The 19533-nt window shown below is 67.1% G+C and carries 17 protein-coding genes and 1 tRNA gene; 12 read left to right on the forward strand and 6 right to left on the reverse strand.

The genetic code is table 11. The features are described 5' to 3' along the window. Window positions 1-98 precede the first annotated feature (98 nt). From alaS to trxB, 6 genes are all read left to right on the forward strand, one after another. On the forward strand, window positions 99-2744 hold the full coding sequence (gene alaS / locus AVT10_RS01915) for an alanine--tRNA ligase (protein WP_066687587.1): 2646 nt from the start codon (window positions 99-101) through the stop codon (window positions 2742-2744). Window positions 2745-3062: 318 nt separating this feature from the next. Further along, window positions 3063-4985 (forward strand): potassium transporter Kup, encoded by a 1923-nt coding sequence (locus tag AVT10_RS01920; protein WP_066688091.1) that lies wholly within the window; start codon window positions 3063-3065, stop codon window positions 4983-4985. After that, window positions 4982-5497 carry a 2'-5' RNA ligase family protein gene (locus tag AVT10_RS01925; protein ID WP_066687589.1) on the forward strand — a complete coding sequence of 172 codons (516 nt, stop codon included), beginning with the start codon at window positions 4982-4984 and terminating at the stop codon, window positions 5495-5497. The genes AVT10_RS01920 and AVT10_RS01925 overlap by 4 nt, the downstream gene beginning before the upstream one ends. 53 nt (window positions 5498-5550) lie before the next feature. Next, window positions 5551-5627 (forward strand) — tRNA-Met (locus AVT10_RS01930). 130 nt (window positions 5628-5757) lie between these two features. Further along, window positions 5758-5892 carry a hypothetical protein gene (locus tag AVT10_RS18830; protein WP_269746887.1) on the forward strand — a complete coding sequence of 45 codons (135 nt, stop codon included), beginning with the start codon at window positions 5758-5760 and terminating at the stop codon, window positions 5890-5892. Window positions 5893-6008: 116 nt separating this feature from the next. Further along, on the forward strand, window positions 6009-6956 hold the full coding sequence (trxB, locus tag AVT10_RS01935; protein WP_066687592.1) for a thioredoxin-disulfide reductase: 948 nt from the start codon (window positions 6009-6011) through the stop codon (window positions 6954-6956). A gap of 32 nt (window positions 6957-6988) precedes the next feature. On the opposite strand, the gene AVT10_RS01940 is transcribed toward trxB, so the two are convergent. From AVT10_RS01940 to AVT10_RS01950, 3 genes are all read right to left on the reverse strand, one after another. Next, window positions 6989-7945: an aldo/keto reductase gene (locus AVT10_RS01940; protein WP_198158472.1), complete on the reverse strand. Its 957-nt coding sequence runs from the start codon at window positions 7943-7945 to the stop codon at window positions 6989-6991. 2 nt (window positions 7946-7947) lie between these two features. Beyond that, on the reverse strand, window positions 7948-8106 hold the full coding sequence (locus AVT10_RS01945; RefSeq protein WP_157092660.1) for a hypothetical protein: 159 nt from the start codon (window positions 8104-8106) through the stop codon (window positions 7948-7950). Window positions 8107-8208: 102 nt separating this feature from the next. Beyond that, window positions 8209-8589 carry a hypothetical protein gene (locus tag AVT10_RS01950; RefSeq protein WP_232307847.1) on the reverse strand — a complete coding sequence of 127 codons (381 nt, stop codon included), beginning with the start codon at window positions 8587-8589 and terminating at the stop codon, window positions 8209-8211. 90 nt (window positions 8590-8679) lie between these two features. On the opposite strand from AVT10_RS01950, the gene AVT10_RS01955 reads away from it, so the two are divergent. The 4 genes from AVT10_RS01955 (at window position 8680) to metH (ending at window position 14456) form a co-directional block, all read left to right on the forward strand. Next, window positions 8680-9633 (forward strand): ArsR/SmtB family transcription factor, encoded by a 954-nt coding sequence (locus AVT10_RS01955; protein WP_066687597.1) that lies wholly within the window; start codon window positions 8680-8682, stop codon window positions 9631-9633. Next, window positions 9630-10571, forward strand: coding sequence for a methylenetetrahydrofolate reductase [NAD(P)H] (metF, locus tag AVT10_RS01960; RefSeq protein ID WP_066687599.1), 942 nt, complete (start codon window positions 9630-9632; stop codon window positions 10569-10571). Before AVT10_RS01955 ends, metF begins: the two co-directional genes overlap by 4 nt. A gap of 23 nt (window positions 10572-10594) precedes the next feature. Beyond that, window positions 10595-11644, forward strand: coding sequence for a homocysteine S-methyltransferase family protein (locus tag AVT10_RS01965; RefSeq protein ID WP_066687628.1), 1050 nt, complete (start codon window positions 10595-10597; stop codon window positions 11642-11644). Between the two features lie 121 nt (window positions 11645-11765). Then, window positions 11766-14456, forward strand: a complete 2691-nt coding sequence (metH, locus tag AVT10_RS01970; RefSeq protein ID WP_066687633.1) for a methionine synthase — start codon at window positions 11766-11768, stop codon at window positions 14454-14456. Here the strand turns inward: metH and AVT10_RS01975 are convergent. From AVT10_RS01975 to AVT10_RS01985, 3 genes are read right to left on the reverse strand one after another with little or no spacing between them, the layout of a single operon-like run. Continuing rightward, window positions 14443-15216 carry a hydrolase 1, exosortase A system-associated gene (locus tag AVT10_RS01975; protein WP_066688094.1) on the reverse strand — a complete coding sequence of 258 codons (774 nt, stop codon included), beginning with the start codon at window positions 15214-15216 and terminating at the stop codon, window positions 14443-14445. The genes metH and AVT10_RS01975 overlap by 14 nt on opposite strands. Then, on the reverse strand, window positions 15201-15863 hold the full coding sequence (locus AVT10_RS01980; protein ID WP_066687636.1) for an alpha/beta hydrolase: 663 nt from the start codon (window positions 15861-15863) through the stop codon (window positions 15201-15203). The genes AVT10_RS01975 and AVT10_RS01980 overlap by 16 nt, the downstream gene beginning before the upstream one ends. After that, a complete protein-coding gene (locus AVT10_RS01985; RefSeq protein ID WP_066687638.1) occupies window positions 15860-16132 on the reverse strand; it encodes an acyl carrier protein in 273 nt (90 codons plus the stop codon). The genes AVT10_RS01980 and AVT10_RS01985 overlap by 4 nt, the downstream gene beginning before the upstream one ends. A 540-nt stretch (window positions 16133-16672) precedes the next feature. On the opposite strand from AVT10_RS01985, the gene AVT10_RS01990 reads away from it, so the two are divergent. After that, a complete protein-coding gene (locus AVT10_RS01990; RefSeq protein WP_066687639.1) occupies window positions 16673-18175 on the forward strand; it encodes an acyl-CoA ligase (AMP-forming), exosortase A system-associated in 1503 nt (500 codons plus the stop codon). Beyond that, on the forward strand, window positions 18172-19404 hold the full coding sequence (locus AVT10_RS01995) for a pyridoxal-dependent decarboxylase, exosortase A system-associated (RefSeq protein WP_066687640.1): 1233 nt from the start codon (window positions 18172-18174) through the stop codon (window positions 19402-19404). The genes AVT10_RS01990 and AVT10_RS01995 overlap by 4 nt, the downstream gene beginning before the upstream one ends. Window positions 19405-19533 lie beyond the last annotated feature (129 nt).

The raw sequence follows: 19533 nt of genomic DNA on the forward strand, positions 1-19533 counted from the left end.
GATCGTTTGCACGGGAAAGGACGGGAATGTTTCGTCCGGGTCAACCCCTGTGCGTGTCCTCGCTTGGCAAGTCGCGCGCGCCTGCGTATCGAGCGGACATGACCTCGACCAATGATGTCCGCCGCTCGTTCCTCGACTTTTTCGAGAAGGCGGGCCACGCCCGCGTGCCCTCCGCGCCGCTTGTTCCGCAGAACGATCCGACGCTGATGTTCGTCAATGCGGGCATGGTGCCGTTCAAGAACGTGTTCACCGGCCTCGAGACGCGGCCTTACGTGACGGCGACGTCGTCGCAGAAATGCGTGCGCGCGGGCGGCAAGCATAACGATCTCGACAATGTCGGCTATACCGCGCGGCATCATACCTTCTTCGAAATGCTCGGCAATTTCTCCTTCGGCGATTATTTCAAGGAACAGGCGATCCTGAACGCCTGGACCCTGCTGACCCGCGACTGGGGACTGCCAGCGGAGAAGCTGACCGCGACTGTCTATCATACCGACGACGAAGCGTTCGACCTGTGGAAGAAGATCGCCGGGCTGCCCGATCACAAGATCATCCGCATCCCGACCAAGGACAATTTCTGGGCGATGGGCGACAGCGGCCCGTGCGGTCCGTGCTCGGAAATCTTCTACGATCACGGCGACCACATCCCCGGCGGTCCCCCCGGTTCGCCGGACGAGGATGGCGACCGGTTCGTCGAGATCTGGAACCTGGTGTTCATGCAGTTCGAGCAGGACGCCAACGAGATCGTCGGCGAACTGCCCAAGAAGTCGATCGACACCGGCATGGGCCTCGAACGCATTGCAGCGGTTATGCAGGGCGTGTCGGACAATTACGACACCGATACCTTCAAGGCGCTGATCGCCGCATCCTGCGAACTGACCGGCACCCGCGCCGAAGGGGCGACGCAGGCCAGCCACCGCGTCATCGCCGATCACCTGCGCGCGTCGGGTTTCCTGGTGGCCGATGGCGTGCTGCCGGCGAACGAAGGCCGCGGTTATGTGCTCCGCCGGATCATGCGCCGCGCGATGCGGCACGCGCATCTGCTGGGTGCCAAGGACCCGTTGATGCACCGGCTTGTCGGCTCGCTCGTATCTGAAATGGGCGCGGCCTATCCGGAGCTGGTCCGCGCGCAGCCGCTGATCGAAGCGACGTTGCAGCAGGAAGAAACCCAGTTCCGCCGCACCCTCGACAAGGGGCTGAAGCTGCTCGACGAGGCGACTGCCGATTTCGCCGAAGGCGCGACGCTGGCCGGCGAGACCGCGTTCAAGCTCTACGACACCTATGGCTTCCCCTATGACCTGACCGAGGACGCCCTGCGTGCGCAAGGGTACGGCGTCGACCGTGCCGGATTCGACGCGGCGATGGCCGAACAGAAGCGCGCCGCGCGTGCTGCGTGGAAGGGCTCGGGTGCCAAGGCGTCGGACGATGTCTGGTTCGACGTCCTCGAAACCGCCGGACCGACCGAATTCATCGGCTATTCGGTCGAGGCGGGCGAGGGGCAGGTCGTCGCGATCGTCAAGGACGGCGCGCGGGTCGATTCGGCTGAGGCGGGTGACGAGGTGTTGGTGCTCACCAACCAGACGCCCTTCTATGCCGAAAGCGGCGGGCAGGTCGGCGATGCCGGCACCATGACCACCGATGCCGGGTTCATGGCGACCGTCACCGATACCGCCAAGCAACTCGGCAAGCTCCATGCCCATGTCGCGACGATCGACGCCGGCAGCCTGAAGGTCGGCGACAGCGTCGCGCTGACGATCGACACCGCGCGCCGTGCGCAGATTCGCGCCAACCACTCCGCGACGCACCTGTTGCATGAGGCGTTGCGGGAGCGGCTCGGCACCCATGTCGCGCAGAAGGGATCGATGGTCGCGCCTGAGCGGCTGCGCTTCGACTTCTCGCAACCCTCCCCGATCGCGGCGGACGCGCTGGCGCTGGTCGAGGCCGACGTCAACGCGCAGGTGCGCGGCAACGGTGCGGTCACCACCCGGCTGATGACCCCCGACGATGCGATCGCGATGGGCGCGATGGCGCTGTTCGGCGAGAAATATGGCGACGAGGTCCGCGTCGTGTCGATGGGACAGGATGCGGAAGGCACCTATTCGATCGAGTTATGCGGCGGGACGCACGTCAATGCGCTTGGCGAAATCGGCCTGTTCAAGATCGTGTCCGAAGGCGCGGTGTCCTCGGGCGTCCGCCGCGTCGAGGCGCTGACCGGCGAGGCAGCGCGCCAATGGCTCGGCAATCGCGACGCGAAGCTGCGGGAAGCCGCTGCCGCGCTGAAGGCGACCCCCGACGAAGTGCCCGCCCGCGTGGCGCAGCTCGTCGAGGATCGGCGTCGTCTGGAACGCGAACTGGCCGAGGCGAAGAAGGCGCTGGCCATGGGCGGCGGTGCGGGTGCGGCGCCGGCCGGTCCGGAACAGGTCGGCGACATCGCCTTTCTGGGTCAGGTGATCGACGGGCTCGATGCCAAGGCATTGCGCGGGACGATCGATGAAGCCCGTGCGCGCGTTCCCTCGGGCGTCGTTGCGCTGGTCGCGGTCAATGACGGCCGCGCCTCGGTCGGGGTCGGGGTGTCGAGCGACCTGACCGGCCGGATCAGCGCGGTCGATCTGGTCAAGGCGGCGGTCGCGGCGCTGGGCGGGCAGGGGGGCGGCGGTCGCCCTGACATGGCTCAGGGCGGTGGCCCGGACGGAGCCAAGGGCGACGAAGCGCTGGCGGCGATTCGCGCGCTGCTGACGAACTAATTTCCTCGTCACCCCGGCCTTGAGCCGGGGGCCCGCTTCTCTCGACGTCGGAAGTAGAAGCGGGACCCCGGATCAAGTCCGGGGTGACGTCTGGTTCTGTAATGGCCGTCGTGCCCCGAACGCACGTACGCACGCCAACCTCCTGCCACCGCCGCAGCATCACCCAAAACTCCCGTTCATCCCCGATGCAGCCGCAGGCGTGCAGTGCGGACGATTGCACAGCAATATTGCGCGTGCTAACGGCCCGGCCTTGAACCACTGGGACGCGGTCGACATGACCAAACTCGTTGCCACTTCGGCGCGGTTCCCGCGCCCGTGATATTCTCCCGAGAGGCTTCGTCGGAAGCCGCCGACCTGCCCGACACGGGCGCGACCCATCATGGGCCGCGCCAGTCGCTCGCCAAGCTGTCGCTCGGCGCGCTCGGCATCGTCTATGGCGATATCGGCACTTCGCCGCTCTATGCGATGAAGGAGACCTTCGTCGGCCATCACCGGTTGCCGGTCGACCAGCTCAACATCTTCGGCGTGGTCAGCCTCGTCTTCTGGTCGCTGATGCTGATCGTGACGCTGAAATACGTCTTCATCATCATGCGCGCCGATAACAATGGCGAAGGCGGCAGCCTGGCGCTGCTGGCGCTGATCCAGCGCAAGAGCGGTGGCGGTCGCTGGACCGCCAGCCTCGTCATCCTCGGCGTGCTCGCGACGGCGCTGTTTTTCGGCGACTGCATGATCACGCCCGCCGTGTCGGTGCTGTCGGCGGTCGAGGGGCTGGCGACGGTCAATGCCGGTTTCGACCCGTTCGTGATCCCGATCGCGGTGGTCATCATGATCGGGCTGTTCTGGCTGCAGGCGGTCGGCACGGCCAGCGTCGGGCGGCTGTTCGGGCCGATCATGATCGCCTATTTCGCGACGCTGACGTTCCTCGGCGTCCTTAACATTCTCGAACGACCCGACATTTTCCAGGCGCTGAACCCGATCTGGGCCGTGCGATTCTTCGCGCAGGACGGCATCATGGCGTTCCTTGCGCTCGGGTCGGTGGTGCTGGCCGTGACCGGTGCCGAGGCGCTGTACGCCGATATGGGCCATTTCGGGCGCCGGCCGATCTCGGTTGCGTGGCTGTACGTCGTGTTCCCGGCGTTGATGCTGAACTATCTGGGGCAGGGGGCGCTGCTGCTCCAGAACCCGGATGCGGCGTCCAACCCGTTCTTCTTCATGGCGTCGGAGGATTTCCGCCTTCCGCTCGTCATCCTCGCGACGCTCGCGACGATCATCGCCAGCCAGGCGGTGATCACCGGGGCCTTCTCGGTCGTGCAGCAGGCGGTGCAGTTGGGGCTGATGCCGCGCCTGCGCATCGAACATACCAGCGCCGATGCCGCGGGGCAGATCTACATCCCGGCGGTGAACTGGGCGCTGCTGGTCATGGTCCTGCTGCTGATCTTCGGGTTCCAGGAATCGTCGAACCTGGCCGCAGCCTATGGCATTGCCGTGACGGGCACGATGTTCATCAGCACTTGCATGATCGCGGTGCTGATCAAGCGGGTGTGGAACTGGCCCGTCGCTGCGGTCGCCGCGTTCATGTTCATGTTCCTGTGCATCGACGGCGCCTATTTCGCGTCGAACCTGACCAAGGTGCCCGATGGCGGCTGGTTCCCACTGCTGGTCGGCATCGTCGTCTTCGTCCTGCTGACCACCTGGGCCAAGGGGCGCAAGCTGATGATCGAGCGGATGCGCGAGGCCGCGATGCCGATCAAGGTGTTCATCCAGTCGGCGGCCAGCAGCGCCACCCGCGTGCCCGGCACCGCCGTCTTCATGACGTCGACCCCCGAAGGCGTGCCCCACGCGCTGCTCCACAATCTGAAGCATAACAAGGTGCTGCACGAGCGGGTGATCCTGCTCACCGTGAAGATCGCCGACACGCCCTATGTCGACCCCGAGCTTCGCACGAAGAACGAGGATCTGGGGCAGGGCTTCCACCGCATGATCCTGAAGTTCGGCTTCATGCAGGACCCCGACGTTCCCGGCGCGCTGAAGGCGGTCGGCTGTTGCGGCGGCGACTTCCGGATGATGGACACCAGCTTCTTCCTCGCGCGCCAGACGCTCTTGCCGTCATCGCGGCCGGGCATGATGATCTGGCGCGAAAAGCTGTTCGCGTGGATGCTGCAGAATTCGGAAAGCGCGATGGAGTTCTTCCGCCTGCCGACCAACCGCGTCGTCGAGCTCGGCAGTCAGGTCGAGATTTGACCCCGCCCGACCCCGCCCCGATCATCGTGACCGCCTTGTTCGGGCATGAGGATCAGGCGTGGTTCGACCGGCAGCGGCGCGCCTATTTTCCGCCCGAGCGCAACGTCCTTGCGGCGCATTGCACGATGTTCCACCATCTGGCCCCGGAGCTGGGACCGGAACTGAAGCAACGCCTGAACGCGCTGACGCGCGGCGTGCCGGCGCCGTTTGCCCGGGTCGGCGGCTTGATGAACCTCGGCCGGGGCGTGGCCTATCGCATCGAATCGCCCGATCTCGAATCGGTCCGCGCCGAACTGGCCGATGCGTTCGCATCGATGCTGACGCCGCAGGACCGCGCCGGATGGCGTCCACATGTCACGATTCAGAACAAGGTCGAACCCGCTGCCGCAAAGGCGTTGCTGGCCGAATTGTCCGCCGGATTTACCCCGCACCCGCTGAAAATCGCGGGTTTGGCCAGCTGGTGGTATCGTGGCGGGCCGTGGGAATTATTTTCCCGACACATGTTCGCTTGACCGCAACGATTCGCGTTCGTATAGGGCCGCCCTCCCCGATGGGGATGCGGCGGGGCGAAGTAGCTCAGTTGGTTAGAGCACGGGAATCATAATCCTGGGGTCGGGGGTTCAAATCCCTCCTTCGCTACCACCCGCCAAGGCGTCAGCGCAGCGTCCGCGACGCCGATCTCTCGTATTCTTCATGTTCCGTTCAGCTAGATCGAACTTGCGGCGCGCTCGTTCGTTGTTGGTGGTGATACGAGCAAGAGAGGATAGCCGCCATGCCGATCGTTGCCCCCGCCCGCCCGACGCCCGTTCGCGGTGTTCAGGATCGTCCGCCGCATCTTTCCGGGCTTCTCTCCGGCATGCTGTTGGCCATACCGCTCTGGGCCGTCATCCTGGCGTTCGTCCTGTAAGGCGACTTGCGCGCCACCTGACGTTCCCCATGTTGCGTTCGACCCCGCGACCGGCCTAGACGGGCCGCTCGCATCGAACGGAATATGATCTCATGGCTGTCACGCACCACACTCGCATGCTCGTCCTAGGTTCGGGACCGGCGGGTCTCTCTGCTGCAATTTACGGCGCGCGCGCCGGCATGGAGCCGATCGTGGTGCAGGGCATCCAGCCCGGCGGTCAGTTGATGACCACGACGGACGTCGAGAACTATCCCGGCTTTCGCGACGTCGTGCAGGGGCCGTGGCTGATGGGTGAAATGCAGGCGCAGGCCGAGCATGTCGGTACCCGGATGATGTGGGATACGATCGTCGATGTCGACCTGACCCGACGGCCGTTTCGCCTGACCGGCGATAGCGGCGACGTTTATGAAGGCGAGGTGCTGGTGATCGCCACCGGTGCGCAGGCGCGCTGGCTCGGCCTCGACAGCGAAGAACTGCTCAAGGGCAAGGGCGTGTCGGCCTGCGCGACCTGTGACGGGTTCTTCTACCGAGGCAAGAAGGTGGCGGTGATCGGTGGCGGGAATACTGCGGTCGAGGAAGCGCTGTACCTGACCAACCATAGCGACGATGTGACGATCATCCATCGCCGCGACAGCTTCCGCGCCGAACGCATCCTGCAACAGCGGCTGTTCGCCAGCGACAAGATCAGCGTCCTGTGGAACAAGCAGGTCGAGCGTTTCGTCGGTGGCGGCGATCCGCATGGGCTGGTCGGGATCGAATTGAAGGACACCGTGACCGGCGAACTGTCGATGCTGGACGTCGATGGCGGCTTCGTCGCGATCGGCCACCATCCGGCGACCGAGCTGTTCCGGGGGCATCTCGCGCTCGATGATGATGGCTATATCGCTGTCGAAACCGGTTCGACCCGGACCAGCGTGCCTGGCGTCTTCGCGTGCGGCGACGTGATGGACAAGGTCTATCGCCAGGCGGTGACGGCTGCGGGCACCGGCTGCATGGCGGCGCTGGACGCCGAACGTTTCCTGCAGGCGGCGGAATTTGCGGAGGTGGCCGAAGCCGCCGAATAAGCGAGGCCGGGCGCGTTGCCCGGCCCCGGACTTTACACGCCCGCGTCGGTCAGGTGGGCGAGTTGGTCGGCCGTCAGGTCGATCTGCCACGCACCGACCAGTTCCTCGAGCTGATCGACGCTGGTGGCGCTGGCGATCGGCGCGGTCACGCCTTCCTGTGCTGCCAGCCACGCGAGCGCGATCTGTGCCAGGGTCGCGCCGGTTTCTGCCGCGACGGCATCCATCGCGGCAAGAACGGCGGCGCCTTTCCCGGCCAGCAGCTTGGCCATGCCACCGCCGCGCACACTTTTCGACAGGTCTTCCGTGGAGCGGTACTTGCCGGTGAGGAACCCCGAGGCGAGGCCGTAATAGGGCGCCACGCCGATATTATGCTCGACGCAGAGGTTCTGGAGTTCGCCCTCATATTTGCGGCGGCTCACCAGATTATATTCGGGCTGGAGCGCATGGAAGCGCGGCAGTCCTTCTGACGTCGCAAGGTCGAGTGCCGACTTCAGTCGCATGGCGCGGAAATTGGACGCGCCGAGCACGCGAACCTTTCCGGCATCGACCAGCCGGCCGAACGCCGCCAGATAATCCTCCTGCGGCGTGTCGTCGTCGTCCTGATGTGCGTAATAGAGGTCGATATGATCGGTGCCGAGCCGGTCGAGCGATGCCTCGGCGGCCGCCGCGATCCGGCTGGGCGCCAGTTTTTCGCCCCCTTCTCCGGGAAGCATGCCGACCTTCGTCGCGATCAGGACGAGGTCACGCTTGCCCGACCGGCGCAGCCATTCGCCGATGATGGTCTCGGACTCGCCGCCACGGTGCCCGTCGACCCACGCGGAATAGACGTCGGCGGTATCGATCATCGTGCCGCCCAGGTCGACGAAGGCGTCCAGGATGCGGAAGCTGGAATCGCGGTCGATCGTCCAGCCGAAGACGTTACCACCCAGGATCAGGGGCGGGGTTTGCAGATCGGTGGCGCCCAGCGTTCGGAGCGGAATAGCGGTCATGGTCAGTCCTTCGGATCGGGGGCGATGGCGTTGGCGTCGAGCGCGCCATTGTCTAGCATGGCGGCGGCGTCGTTCAGCGCGGCTGCCTCGTCCTGTGTGACGCCGCCGGGGGCCGAGCGGTCGTCGGACCCGCTGCATCCGGCCGGGAGCAGGGTGGCCAAGGCCAGGGCGAGGATAGGGGCAGGGCGCATCGATAATCTCCAAACAAAAAAGGCCGCGCCCCGTTGCGTCGGGACACGGCCTTGTCTGCTAACCGAAGAGGATCAGCGCTGCATTTCGCGGCCGGCCTGTTCCAGTTCCTGGCCGGCTTCGCGCTGCGCGTTGTCGGCAGCGGCGTCGGCCTTGGCCGCACCGCGTTCAAGCGCGGCACCAGCGCGATCGGTCGCGTTGTCGATCTTCTGGCCAGCGCGGTCGGCGGCGTTCTCGGCGGCGCCGAAGGCACGGTCGCCAGCGGCCTGCACGTCGTCGACGGCTTCGCCCATCGTCGCGTTGACATCGGCGGCAACGGCGTCGGCCGCCTCGCCGGTTTCGTTCTGCGCCTTCTGGCTGCAAGCGCCGATCGAGAATGCGGCGGCGGCGAGCGGCAGCAGAATGAGCTTCTTCATGGCGGTTTCCCTTCCGTTATGACCGGGCGCCAAACGCATCAGCGGCACGGCGGTTGCATCGTCGATTATCCGGGCGGCGCATGGTTTCGCCGATTGACCTGATATAAAGATTTCTTTATATCAATAGTCATGGCACCGGCCCTCGACATATTACGCGCCGCCAGCGACGCGACCCGCTTGCGGGTCATCGGGTTGTTGCGGTCGATGGAATTGTCTGTCGGCGAATTGGCGCAGGTGCTGGAACAGAGCCAGCCGCGGGTCAGCCGCCATATCAAGATCCTGTGCGATGCCGGGCTCACGGTCCGCCGCAAGGAAGGCAGCTGGGTATTCGTCGCGCTGGGGGAGCCGGCGCTTGTCGCGCCGCTGCTGGAGGCGCTCGATGCCTGGGTAGCGGACGATGACGCGTGGCGCGAGATCGATGGCGCCCGACTGGCGGAGGTGCGGGCCGATCGCGCCGCCGCCGCCGCCGCCTGGTTCGAGGCGCATGCCGGCGAATGGGATGCGATCCGTTCGCTGCATGTCGCGGAGGAGCAGGTCGAACGGGCGATGCTGGCGACGCTGGGCTCCGATCCGATCGGCCTGCTGGTCGATATTGGCACCGGTACCGGGCGGATGCTGGAATTGTTCGCTCCGCAGGCGGAGCAGGCGATCGGCATCGACCGGTCGTCGGAGATGCTGCGACTGGCGCGAGCCAAGCTGACCGAGCGCGGACTGGACCATGCCGAATTGCGACAGGCGGACATTCAGGCGCTCCCGCTTGAGGCGGGGGCGGCCGATGCCGCGGTGCTGCATCATGTCCTGCATTTCGTGCAGCATCCCGGTGCGGCGATTGCAGAGGCGGCGCGGGTATTGCGGCCCGGCGGTCGGCTGTTGATCTGCGACTTCGCGCCGCATCAGCGCGAGGAACTGCGGGTTCGCGATGCCCATGCGCGACTGGGCTTCTCCGACGAACAGATGCTGGGCTGGTTCGCGGAAACGGGATTGTCACCGGTGTCGATCCAGACGCTGGGTGGCGGCGAACTGACGGTCAAGCTGTGGATGGCGCGGCGGGCGTACGACGTACAAGAGGTGAAGGCGGCATGACTCCTACCATTTCCGATCTCGAAGAAGCGCGCCGCGCGCTCGATGCGCCGCTGTTCGCCGATCTGGCCGGCGATTGCGCGGTCAGCTTCGAATTCTTCCCGCCCAAGACCGAGAAGATGGAAGCAGCGTTGTGGGAAACGGTGCGCGCGCTGGAGCCGCTCGCCCCCAAGTTCGTCAGCGTCACCTATGGCGCGGGTGGATCGACCCGGGAGCGGACCCATGCTACCGTCGCCCGGATCGCGCGCGAGACGTCGATGCCCGCCGCCGCGCATCTGACTTGTGTCGAGGCGAGCCGCGCCGAGATCGATCAGGTCGCGCAGGAATATTGGGCGGCGGGCGTCCGCCATATCGTCGCGCTGCGCGGCGATCCGCCGACCATGGGGCAGAAGTTCGTCGCCCATCCTGATGGGTATGAGAATGCGGCGGCGCTGGTTGCAGGGCTGCAGAAGCTGCACCCGTTCGAGATTTCGGTCGCGGCCTATCCCGAATGCCACCCGGATTCGGAGCATCAGGCGGCCGATCTGGATAACCTTCGCGCCAAGATCGATGCCGGCGCGACCCGCGCGATCACACAGTTCTTCTTCACGCCCGAGGCGTTCTTCCGCTTCCGTGACGCGGCGGCGGCGGCGGGTATCAACGCCGATCTGGTACCGGGTATCCTGCCGGTGTCGAATGTGGCGCAGGTCCGCAAGTTCGCCGGTCTGTGCGGGGCGTCGATTCCGGCGTGGATGGACCGGCTGTTCGAAGGGCTGGACGATCATCCCGGCGCACGGCAGCTGGTCGCCGCGACGGTGGCCGCCGAAATGTGCCGCAAGCTCTATGCCGGCGGCGTCCGCGACTTCCATTTCTACACGCTCAACCGCGCAGAACTGTCCTACGCCATTTGCCACCTGATGGGGTTGCGGCCGAAGGCGACGCCGGTCGCCGCCGCGGCCTGAACTCACGGTTTGAGGAACACGACATGACCACCGCCCGCGAACGGCTGAACGCCGAAGCCGCCCAGCGCGTCCTCATCACCGATGGCGCGTTCGGTACCGAAATCCAGAACTGGAAGCTGTCCGAGGCGGATTATGCCGGCTCGCTGACGCTCGGCCACGACCAGAAGGGCAACAACGATATCCTGGCGATCACCAAGCCGGAGGTGCCGGAAACGATCACCCGCGCCTATCTGGACGCCGGGTCGGATATCGTGTCGACCAACACCTTCAGCGCGAACCTGATCAGCCAAGCGGATTATGGTGCGGAGGCGCTGGTCGCCGATATCAACATCGAAAGCGCGCGGATCGCTCGCCGGCTGGCCGACGACTATGCCGCGCGAGACGGACGCCCGCGTTTCGTGGCGGGGGCGATCGGGCCGACCAACAAGACGCTCTCGCTATCACCGGACGTCAACGATCCGGGCTATCGCGAGATCGACTTCGACCATTTGAAGGGCGTGTATCGCGACCAGATCGATGCGCTGGTCACCGGCGGCATTGACTTCGTGCTGATCGAGACGGTGTTCGACACGCTGAATGCCAAGGCCGGGGTTCTGGCGGCGATCGAGGCCGGCCAAGCGTTGGGGCGCGACTTGCCGATCATGCTGTCGATGACGCTGACCGACCTGTCGGGCCGCAACCTGTCGGGCCATACGGTCGAGGCGTTCTGGCACGCGATCCGTCATGCGAAGCCGGTGACGATCGGGCTGAACTGTTCGTTCGGCGCGGAACAGCTGCGCCCGCATGTGAAGACGCTCAGCGACATCTGCGACACGCTGATCATGGTCTATCCCAATGCCGGCCTGCCCAACGAACTGGGCGCCTATGACGAAGCGCCGGAGACGACGGCGGCGCTGGTCGGCGACTGGGCGGATCATGGGCAGGTGAACGTATTGGGCGGCTGCTGCGGATCGACGCCGGCGCATATCAAGGCGATGGCCGATCGCGTTCGTGGCGTCGCGCCGCGCAAGGTGCCGGGCGTGCCGGTACAGACGCGGCTTGCCGGGCTGGAACCGTTCACGATGGCGGCGTAGCTGCTAAAAGCCCTCTCCCATTCAGGGGAGAGGGTTGGGAGAGGGGACGTTCACCGCCCTCTCCGCACATTCCCCTCTCCCCGACCCTCTCCCCTGAAGGGGAGAGGGAGAGAAAGCTGACATGACCAACGCCTCGACCAACTTCGTCAATATCGGCGAACGCACCAATGTGACCGGATCGGCCCGCTTCAAGAAGCTGGTGATGGCGGGCGACTATGCCGCCGCGGTCGAGGTCGCGCTGCAGCAGGTCGAGAGCGGGGCGCAGGTCCTCGACGTCAACATGGACGAAGGGTTGCTCGACGCGCACCATGCGATGACGACCTTCCTGAAGCTGATCCAGGCCGAACCGGATATCGCCCGCATCCCGGTGATGGTCGACAGTTCCAAATGGGATGTGATCGAGGCGGGGCTGAAGTGTGTGTCCGGCAAGCCGATCGTCAATTCGATCAGCATGAAGGAGGGCGAGGAGCAGTTCCTGCACCATGCCCGCATCTGCATGAACTATGGCGCGGCGGTCGTGGTGATGGCGTTCGACGAGGTCGGGCAGGCGGATACCAAGGACCGCAAGGTCGAGATTTGCGAGCGTGCCTACAAGCTGCTGACCGGTATCGGCTTTCCGCCCGAGGACATCATCTTCGATCCCAATATCTTCGCGGTGGCGACGGGGATCGAGGAGCATAACAACTACGGCGTCGACTTCATCGAGGCGTGCCGCGAGATCAAGGCGCGCTGCCCGCATTGTCATATCTCGGGCGGGCTATCGAACCTGTCGTTCAGCTTTCGCGGGAACGAGCCGGTGCGGCGGGCGATGCATTCGATCTTCCTGTACCACGCCATCCCGGCGGGGATGGACATGGGGATCGTCAACGCCGGGCAGCTCGACGTGTACGACACGATCGATGCCGAGCTGCGGACGGCGTGCGAGGATGTGATCCTCAACCGCGATCCCGACGCGACCGAGCGGCTGATCGCGCTGGCGGAGAAGTATAAGGGCACCGATGCGGTCGCCGAGAAGGCGGCGGCGGAATGGCGCTCGCTGCCCGTCGTCAAGCGGCTCGAATATGCGCTGGTCAAGGGCATCGACGCGCATGTCGTCGACGATACCGAGGAATGCCGCCAGCAATTCGCCCGGCCGATCGAGGTGATCGAAGGGCCGCTAATGGACGGGATGAACGTCGTTGGGGACCTGTTCGGGTCGGGCAAGATGTTCCTGCCGCAGGTCGTCAAGTCCGCGCGGGTGATGAAGAAGGCGGTCGCGCATCTGCTGCCCTTCATCGAGGCGGCGAAGGAGCCCGGCGCCAAGGGCAAGGGCAAGATCATCATGGCGACCGTCAAGGGCGACGTGCATGATATCGGCAAGAACATCGTCGGCGTCGTCCTGCAGTGCAACGGGTTCGACGTGGTCGACCTTGGCGTCATGGTGCCGTGGACCAAGATTTTAGAGGCCGCGAACGAGAATGACGCCGACATGATCGGCCTGTCGGGCCTGATCACGCCGTCGCTGGACGAGATGGTCACCGTCGCCGAGGAGATGAAGCGCGCGGGCATGACCATGCCGCTGCTGATCGGTGGTGCGACCACGTCCAAGGTCCATACGGCACTGCGCATCTCACCGGCCTATGATGGTCCGATCGTCCATGTTCTCGACGCCAGCCGGGCGGTAGGCGTGGCGACGACCTTGGTGAGCGACACCGCGCGCGATGCCTATGTCGAGCAGATCGCGGCCGACTATGAGGCGGTGCGGATCGCGCGGGCGGGGAAGGGGCAAAGCGACCTCGCTCCGATTGCGGAGGCGCGGGCCAATGGATTTGTGGCGGACTTCGGCCAGAAGCCGGCCGCGCCGAACAAGCCGGGGCGGCATGTGTTCGACGACTGGGACCTGGCGGACCTGCGCGACTATATCGATTGGACGCCGTTTTTCCGCGCGTGGGAGTTGGCGGGCAATTTTCCGGCGATCCTGACCGACGAGGTCGTGGGGGAAAGCGCGACGTCGCTCTATGCCGATGCGCAGGCGATGCTGGACCGGATCATCGCCGAGAAATGGCTTACGGCAAAGGGGGTTGCGGCGCTGTGGCATTGCCGGCGGGACGGCGACGACGTGATCGTCGACGTGCCGGCCGAGCAGCTGGAGCCGGCGATGGAGGCCGGGCGGGTGTCGCCGCTGTCGGGGGTGCCGCACGACTTTGCGACGCCGATGCAGACGACCCACGCCACCCATGCGATCCGCATGCCGTTCCTGCGCCAGCAGGTGAAGAAGCGGGAGGGGCGGGCCAATATGTGCCTGGCGGATTTCGTCGATCCGGCGGGCGACTGGATGGGTGGGTTCGCGGTCGGGATCCACGGGATCGACCCGCATATCGCGCGGTTCAAGGCGGATAACGACGATTATCAGGACATCCTGTTGAAGGCGCTGGCGGACCGACTGGCCGAGGCGTTTGCCGAGCGGCTGCACCATCATGTGCGGACCGAGCTGTGGGGCTATGCGCCGGACGAGCAGCTGACCAACGAGGCGATCATCCGCGAGCAGTATCGCGGGATTCGCCCGGCGCCGGGCTATCCGGCGTGCCCCGACCATAGCCAGAAGCCGATCCTGTTCGACATGCTGGGGGCTGCCCAAGCCACTGGAATCACGCTGACCGACAGCTTTGCCATGCTGCCGACGGCGGCGGTGTCGGGCTTTTATTTCGGGCATCCCGACAGCGCCTATTTCGGGGTGGCGCGGATCGGGCGGGACCAGCTGGAGGACTATGCGACGCGGCGCGGCGTCAGCCTGGAGCAGGCGGAGCGGTGGCTGCGGCCTAATCTCGACTGAGGGCGTCGAGCAGGCGGTCGCGGAGCCAGTCGGCGTCGCCGGGGCGGGCGAAGCTGTGGCTGTCGCTGTCGCGGTGGTGCAGGGCGGTAAGGTGGCGAAGGTGCCACGCATCGAGGAATGCCACGGCGGTGTGGTCGCGGGTGGCGAGCAGGATGTCGGCCGGGCTTCCAGAGGCGAGGGACCGGGCGAAGGTTCGGGCGAGGTCGTTTTGGGTGCGGCGGGACCGGGCAATGGTTGCCAAACCTTGCGCCAGGCGGCGGAAGTTGACGCCGCCGGTCAGCAGCCGGCGCCATTCGGCGGGCGAGGACAGGCGCTGGGCATAGGTCGCGCGGATCGCGGCGGGGGGCGGCAGGTCGCCCGAAGGCTCGACAATCCAGGGGTTTGCGAGGACGAGGCGGTCGATCCCGGCGTCCGCGTGGAACAGCGCCAGCGCGGTCGCGGCGTCGCAATTGCCGAATGCCACCATCCGCGTGACGCCGGTCTGTTCGCGCAAAAAGGCGGCGGCGGCGGCGATGTCGGGGGCGCTGGTGCGGAAGCCTTCATTGCGGCCGGTCGAATCGCCGAGGCCGCGCCGGTCGAAGCGCAGGACCGGATAGCCGGCAGCGGCGATGGCGGCCGCGAGCAGCGCCATGCCGCGATGGGCGCCGATGCGCAGTTCGTTGCCGCCCGAGACGATCAGCAGGCCGGTGGTGCCGGGCGCGGCGTCGAGCGTGCCGGCAAGGGTTTCGCCCAGGCAGGGAAAGGTCACCAGCCGACGCATGCGCGGCTCCATGCGGCGAGGTCGTCGGCAAGCTGTTCGGCCAGCGCGAGGTCGTCGCCCGGCTCGGCGCGGCGCCACAAGGGCGCGGCGTCGATACGCAGGTCGGCGTCCTTCGGATCGGTGCCGAGGCGGACGACGCGACGGGGATGGGTGTCGCAGGGGAGCGCCGTGTCGAGTTCGTCCAGCAGCGCGGTCGCGATGCGATTGCCGGCAATTTCGACCATCGCGGCACTGCGGTCGATCCCGCTGGCGATCCGGCCGAGTTCGCGGACCAGCGCGGTGCCGGACTGGGGCGAGAGGTGCCACCGGCCGGCAAGGTCGGCGTCGCAGTCGAGCAAGGCACCGGCGCGGATCGCCGCACCGACGACCGGGCGGTCGATGGCGGTGACCAGCGCGGTGACGGCGGCGCGCCAGTCGGCGAGGGTCGCAGCTTCGGTGGCAAGCAGGCTGTCGCCCTGTCCCGGCAGGTCGGGCAGGACCGATGCGATACCGCGCGCGGCAAGTTCGCGGAGCAGACGCACCGCGAAGGTGCGGGTGCGGTTCGCCTCTTCGAACGGGGGCAGCAGCATCATTACGAACGGACCGGTATCGGGACCGAAGCGCCACAGCGCCTCATGCCCGCCGGGCCAGTCGTAGCGGTCGATCAAGCGGGAACCTTGGCGCGGGCGAAGGCGACCAGCGAGCCGAAGGTTTCGAGCGTGTCGCCGTCGATATCGTCATCCTCGATCAGGATGCCCAGCCGGTCCTCCATCTCGGTCAGGACGCCGGCGACGGCCATCGAATCGAGTTCGGGGAGCGCGCCGAACAGCGGGGTCGCGTCGTCGAACGCCGCCGCCCGTTCGTCCGACAGGCCGAGCACGTCGCGCAGCACCGCGCGGACCGTTTCCTCGATCGAAGCCGAACCTGTCTGGATCACGTAGTAACTCCCCTGTTTGGTCGCGGGTTTAGGGGTTGTTCGGGGTGCTGCCAAGCGGGGTGTGTTGGTCGCCCGGTGGTGGGTCGGTGACTCTGCCGGGAGCGGGCGCTCGGAGCGGGATTTGTCGTACCCCGGCGGAGGTCGGGGTCCAGTTGGTGCCGCGTATCGAAAGGTCGCTGACGTCCCCCGACGGGGCCCGGGCCTTCGCCGGGGTAAGGAAGGGCGGGAGCGGGGCGCTGCCACCGTATCCCCGCGAAGGCGGGGATCCAGGGTGGTTGGTCGCGGTGTCGGTTTGTTGGGCTCTGGACCCCCGCCTGCGCGGGGGTACGCTGCGTATGAGCCGCGCGGACGAGAATGCGGCGTCTGGACCCCCGCCTTCGCGGGGGTGCGGTTTTCTTCGAGGCGGCGGGGGGCTTCTTTCGCGGAGGCAGAAGAAGCGGGACCCCGGGTCGAGCCCGGGGTGACGTCGCGGTAAGGTGGGTGATCCACCAGAGGCTTCGCCCCCTGTATCTGGCTTTCGATCGGCGCTAGGACGCGGCGATGGATTTCCCTGTTGCCCGGACGATCGATCATCTGCCTGCGCTGGGTGCCGCGCATGCTTCCGCCTTGATCGATCGGGACGGCGTGCTGAGCTTTGCCGCGTTGGAAGCGGCCGTGGCCCGCATGGCGGGGGGATTGGCGGCGTTGCGCCTCGAACCCGGTGCGCGGGTGGCGACGTGGTTGCCGAAGACGCGGGCGGCGTGCCTGATGCCGCTGGCGGCGGCGCGGGCGGGGTTGGTGCATGTGCCGGTCAATCCGGCGCTGAAGCGGGCGCAGGTCGCGCATATCCTGTCGGATAGTGGGGCGGCGGTGCTGGTGACGCAGGCGGCGCGGACGGCGGCGCTGGCGCCGGGCGATGTGCCGGACGGGTGCCGGGTGCTGACCGAGGCGCCGGACGGGGAGCCGGTGGCAGCAGGCGACGGCGATCCCGATGCGCTGGCGGCGATCCTCTATACCTCCGGGTCGACCGGGCGGCCCAAGGGGGTGATGCTGAGCCATGCCAATTTGTGGCTGGGGGCGGTGTCGGTCGCGCGCTACCTGAAGCTGACCCCCGACGACCGGGTGCTGGCGGTGCTGCCGCTGAGCTTCGATTATGGGCAGAACCAGCTGTTTTCGACCTGGATGGCAGGGGGTGCGGTGGTGCCGCTCGATTATCTGACGGCGCGCGACGTGGTGAAGGCGGTCGAGCGGTTCGGGGTGACGACGCTGGCCGGCGTGCCGCCGCTATGGACGCAGCTGCTGGAGGCGGAATGGCCGGCGGAGACGGCGGCGCGGCTCGAGCGGCTGACCAATTCGGGCGGGGCGCTGACGCCGCGCATGGTGCGGGCGTTGCGCGAGCGCTTCGCGGCGGCCGATCTCTATGCGATGTATGGGCTGACCGAGGCGTTTCGGTCGACCTATCTCGACCCCGCGCTGATCGATGCGAACCCGGAGGCGATCGGGTCGGCGATCCCCTTTGCCGAGGTGGCGGTGGTGCGCTGCGACGGCAGTCGGGCGGACGCCGGCGAACCGGGCGAGCTGGTCCATGCCGGGCCGCTGGTGGCGCAGGGATATTGGCGCGATGCCGAGCGGACGGCGGCGCGGTTCCGGCCGGCGCCGGACTGGATGGACAGCGGCGGGATGGCGGTGTGGTCGGGCGATACGGTCGCGGTGGGCGCGGACGGGCTGCTGCGCTTCGTCGGGCGCGATGACGAGATGATGAAGGTGGCGGGCAACCGGATCAGCCCTACGGAAGTGGAGGAAGCGGTGCTGGCGGGCGGGGAAGTGGTGGAGGCGGTCGCGGTCGGCCTGCCCGACGAGCGGCAGGGACAGGCGATCACCGTCGTTGCGCGGGCGCTGGTCGAGGATGCCGAGGCGGGGGTGCGGGCGCGGCTGCGGCGCGAGCTGCCGAGTTTCCAGCAGCCATCGCACTATGTCTGGGTCGAGGGGTTGCCGCGCAATGCGAACGGCAAGCTCGACCGGGTGGCGGTGCGGGCGATTGCCGAGCAGGCGGTGCGGTCGTGAAGCCGGTCGGGCCGATCCCGGCGGGCTTTGCCGGACCGTCGCGGCTGATGGTCGGCGGAGTCGACTTTGCCGAGCTGCTGGAACGCGCCGGGGATACGCCGGCGTTCCTGTATGACGGGGCGGCGCTGGCGGCGCGGGTGGCGCGGTTGCGCGCAGCGCTGCCGGAGGCGGTGCGGGTCCACTATGCGATCAAGGCCAATCCGCACCGCGACGTGCTGGCGGCGATGGCGGGCATGGTCGACGGGCTGGATGTCGCATCGGGCGGCGAACTGGCGATGGCGCTGGCGGTGAAGCCGGCGGCGGCGATCAGTTTTGCGGGGCCGGGCAAGCGCGACGACGAACTGGCGGCGGCGATCACGGCCGGCGCGACGCTGCATGTCGAGTCGGAGGGCGAGGCGGATCGGGCGCTGGCGGTCGGCGACCGGCTGGGGCGCACCCCACGGATTGCCGTGCGGGTGAACCCGGATTTCGAACTGCGCGGGTCTGGGATGCGGATGGGCGGACGCGCGTCGCCCTTCGGCATTGACGCAGCGCGGGTGCCGGCGCTGGTGAAGCGGCTGGTCGCGGTCGGCGCGGACTGGCATGGGTTCCACATCTTTGCCGGATCGCAGACGCTGGACAGCGCGGCGATCAGCGAGGCGCAGGCGGCGACGCTGGCGCTGGCCGAACGGCTGGCGGAAGAAGCGGGCGCGGTGCCGGCGTTCATCAATCTGGGCGGCGGGTTCGGCATTCCCTATTTCGCGGGCGACACCCCGGTCGATGTCGAGGGCGTCGGGCAGGCGCTGGGCGAGGCGCTGGCGCGGCGCAGGGCGGTGCTGGCCGAGACCGGTTTTGCGGTCGAACTGGGGCGATGGCTGGTCGGCGAGGCGGGGGTGTATTGCACGCGGGTCGTCGATGTGAAGGAGAGCGGCGGCGAGACCTTCGTCGTGGTCGATGGCGGGCTGCACCACCAACTGGCGGCGAGCGGCAATTTCGGGACGGTGGTGCGGCGCAATTATCCGGTCGCGGTGGCGGAGCGGATGGACGCCGCGCCGGTGATGACCGCGTCGGTCGTCGGGTGCTTGTGTACGCCGTTGGACCGACTGGCCGACCGGGTGGCTTTGCCCGCGGTGGCGGTCGGCGATACGATCGTGCTGTTCCAGGCGGGGGCCTATGGTGCGACGGCCAGCCCGGCGGCGTTTCTGGGCCACCCGCCGGCGCGCGAACTGTTCGTCGCAAAGGACGGGTAAGCGCACGGAGTCCCGTTATGGTGCGTGTTGCGGGAATCGGGTCTATACTCAACCCTATCTTTACCCCTTTGGCAGCATAGCAGGGGCAGTCCTGCGCAGTCCGGTTGCGGCTGCGCTCGTTCGGAACGA

The sequence above is a fragment of the Sphingomonas hankookensis genome, from assembly GCF_001619955.1.
Lineage (GTDB): Bacteria > Pseudomonadota > Alphaproteobacteria > Sphingomonadales > Sphingomonadaceae > Sphingomonas > Sphingomonas hankookensis_A.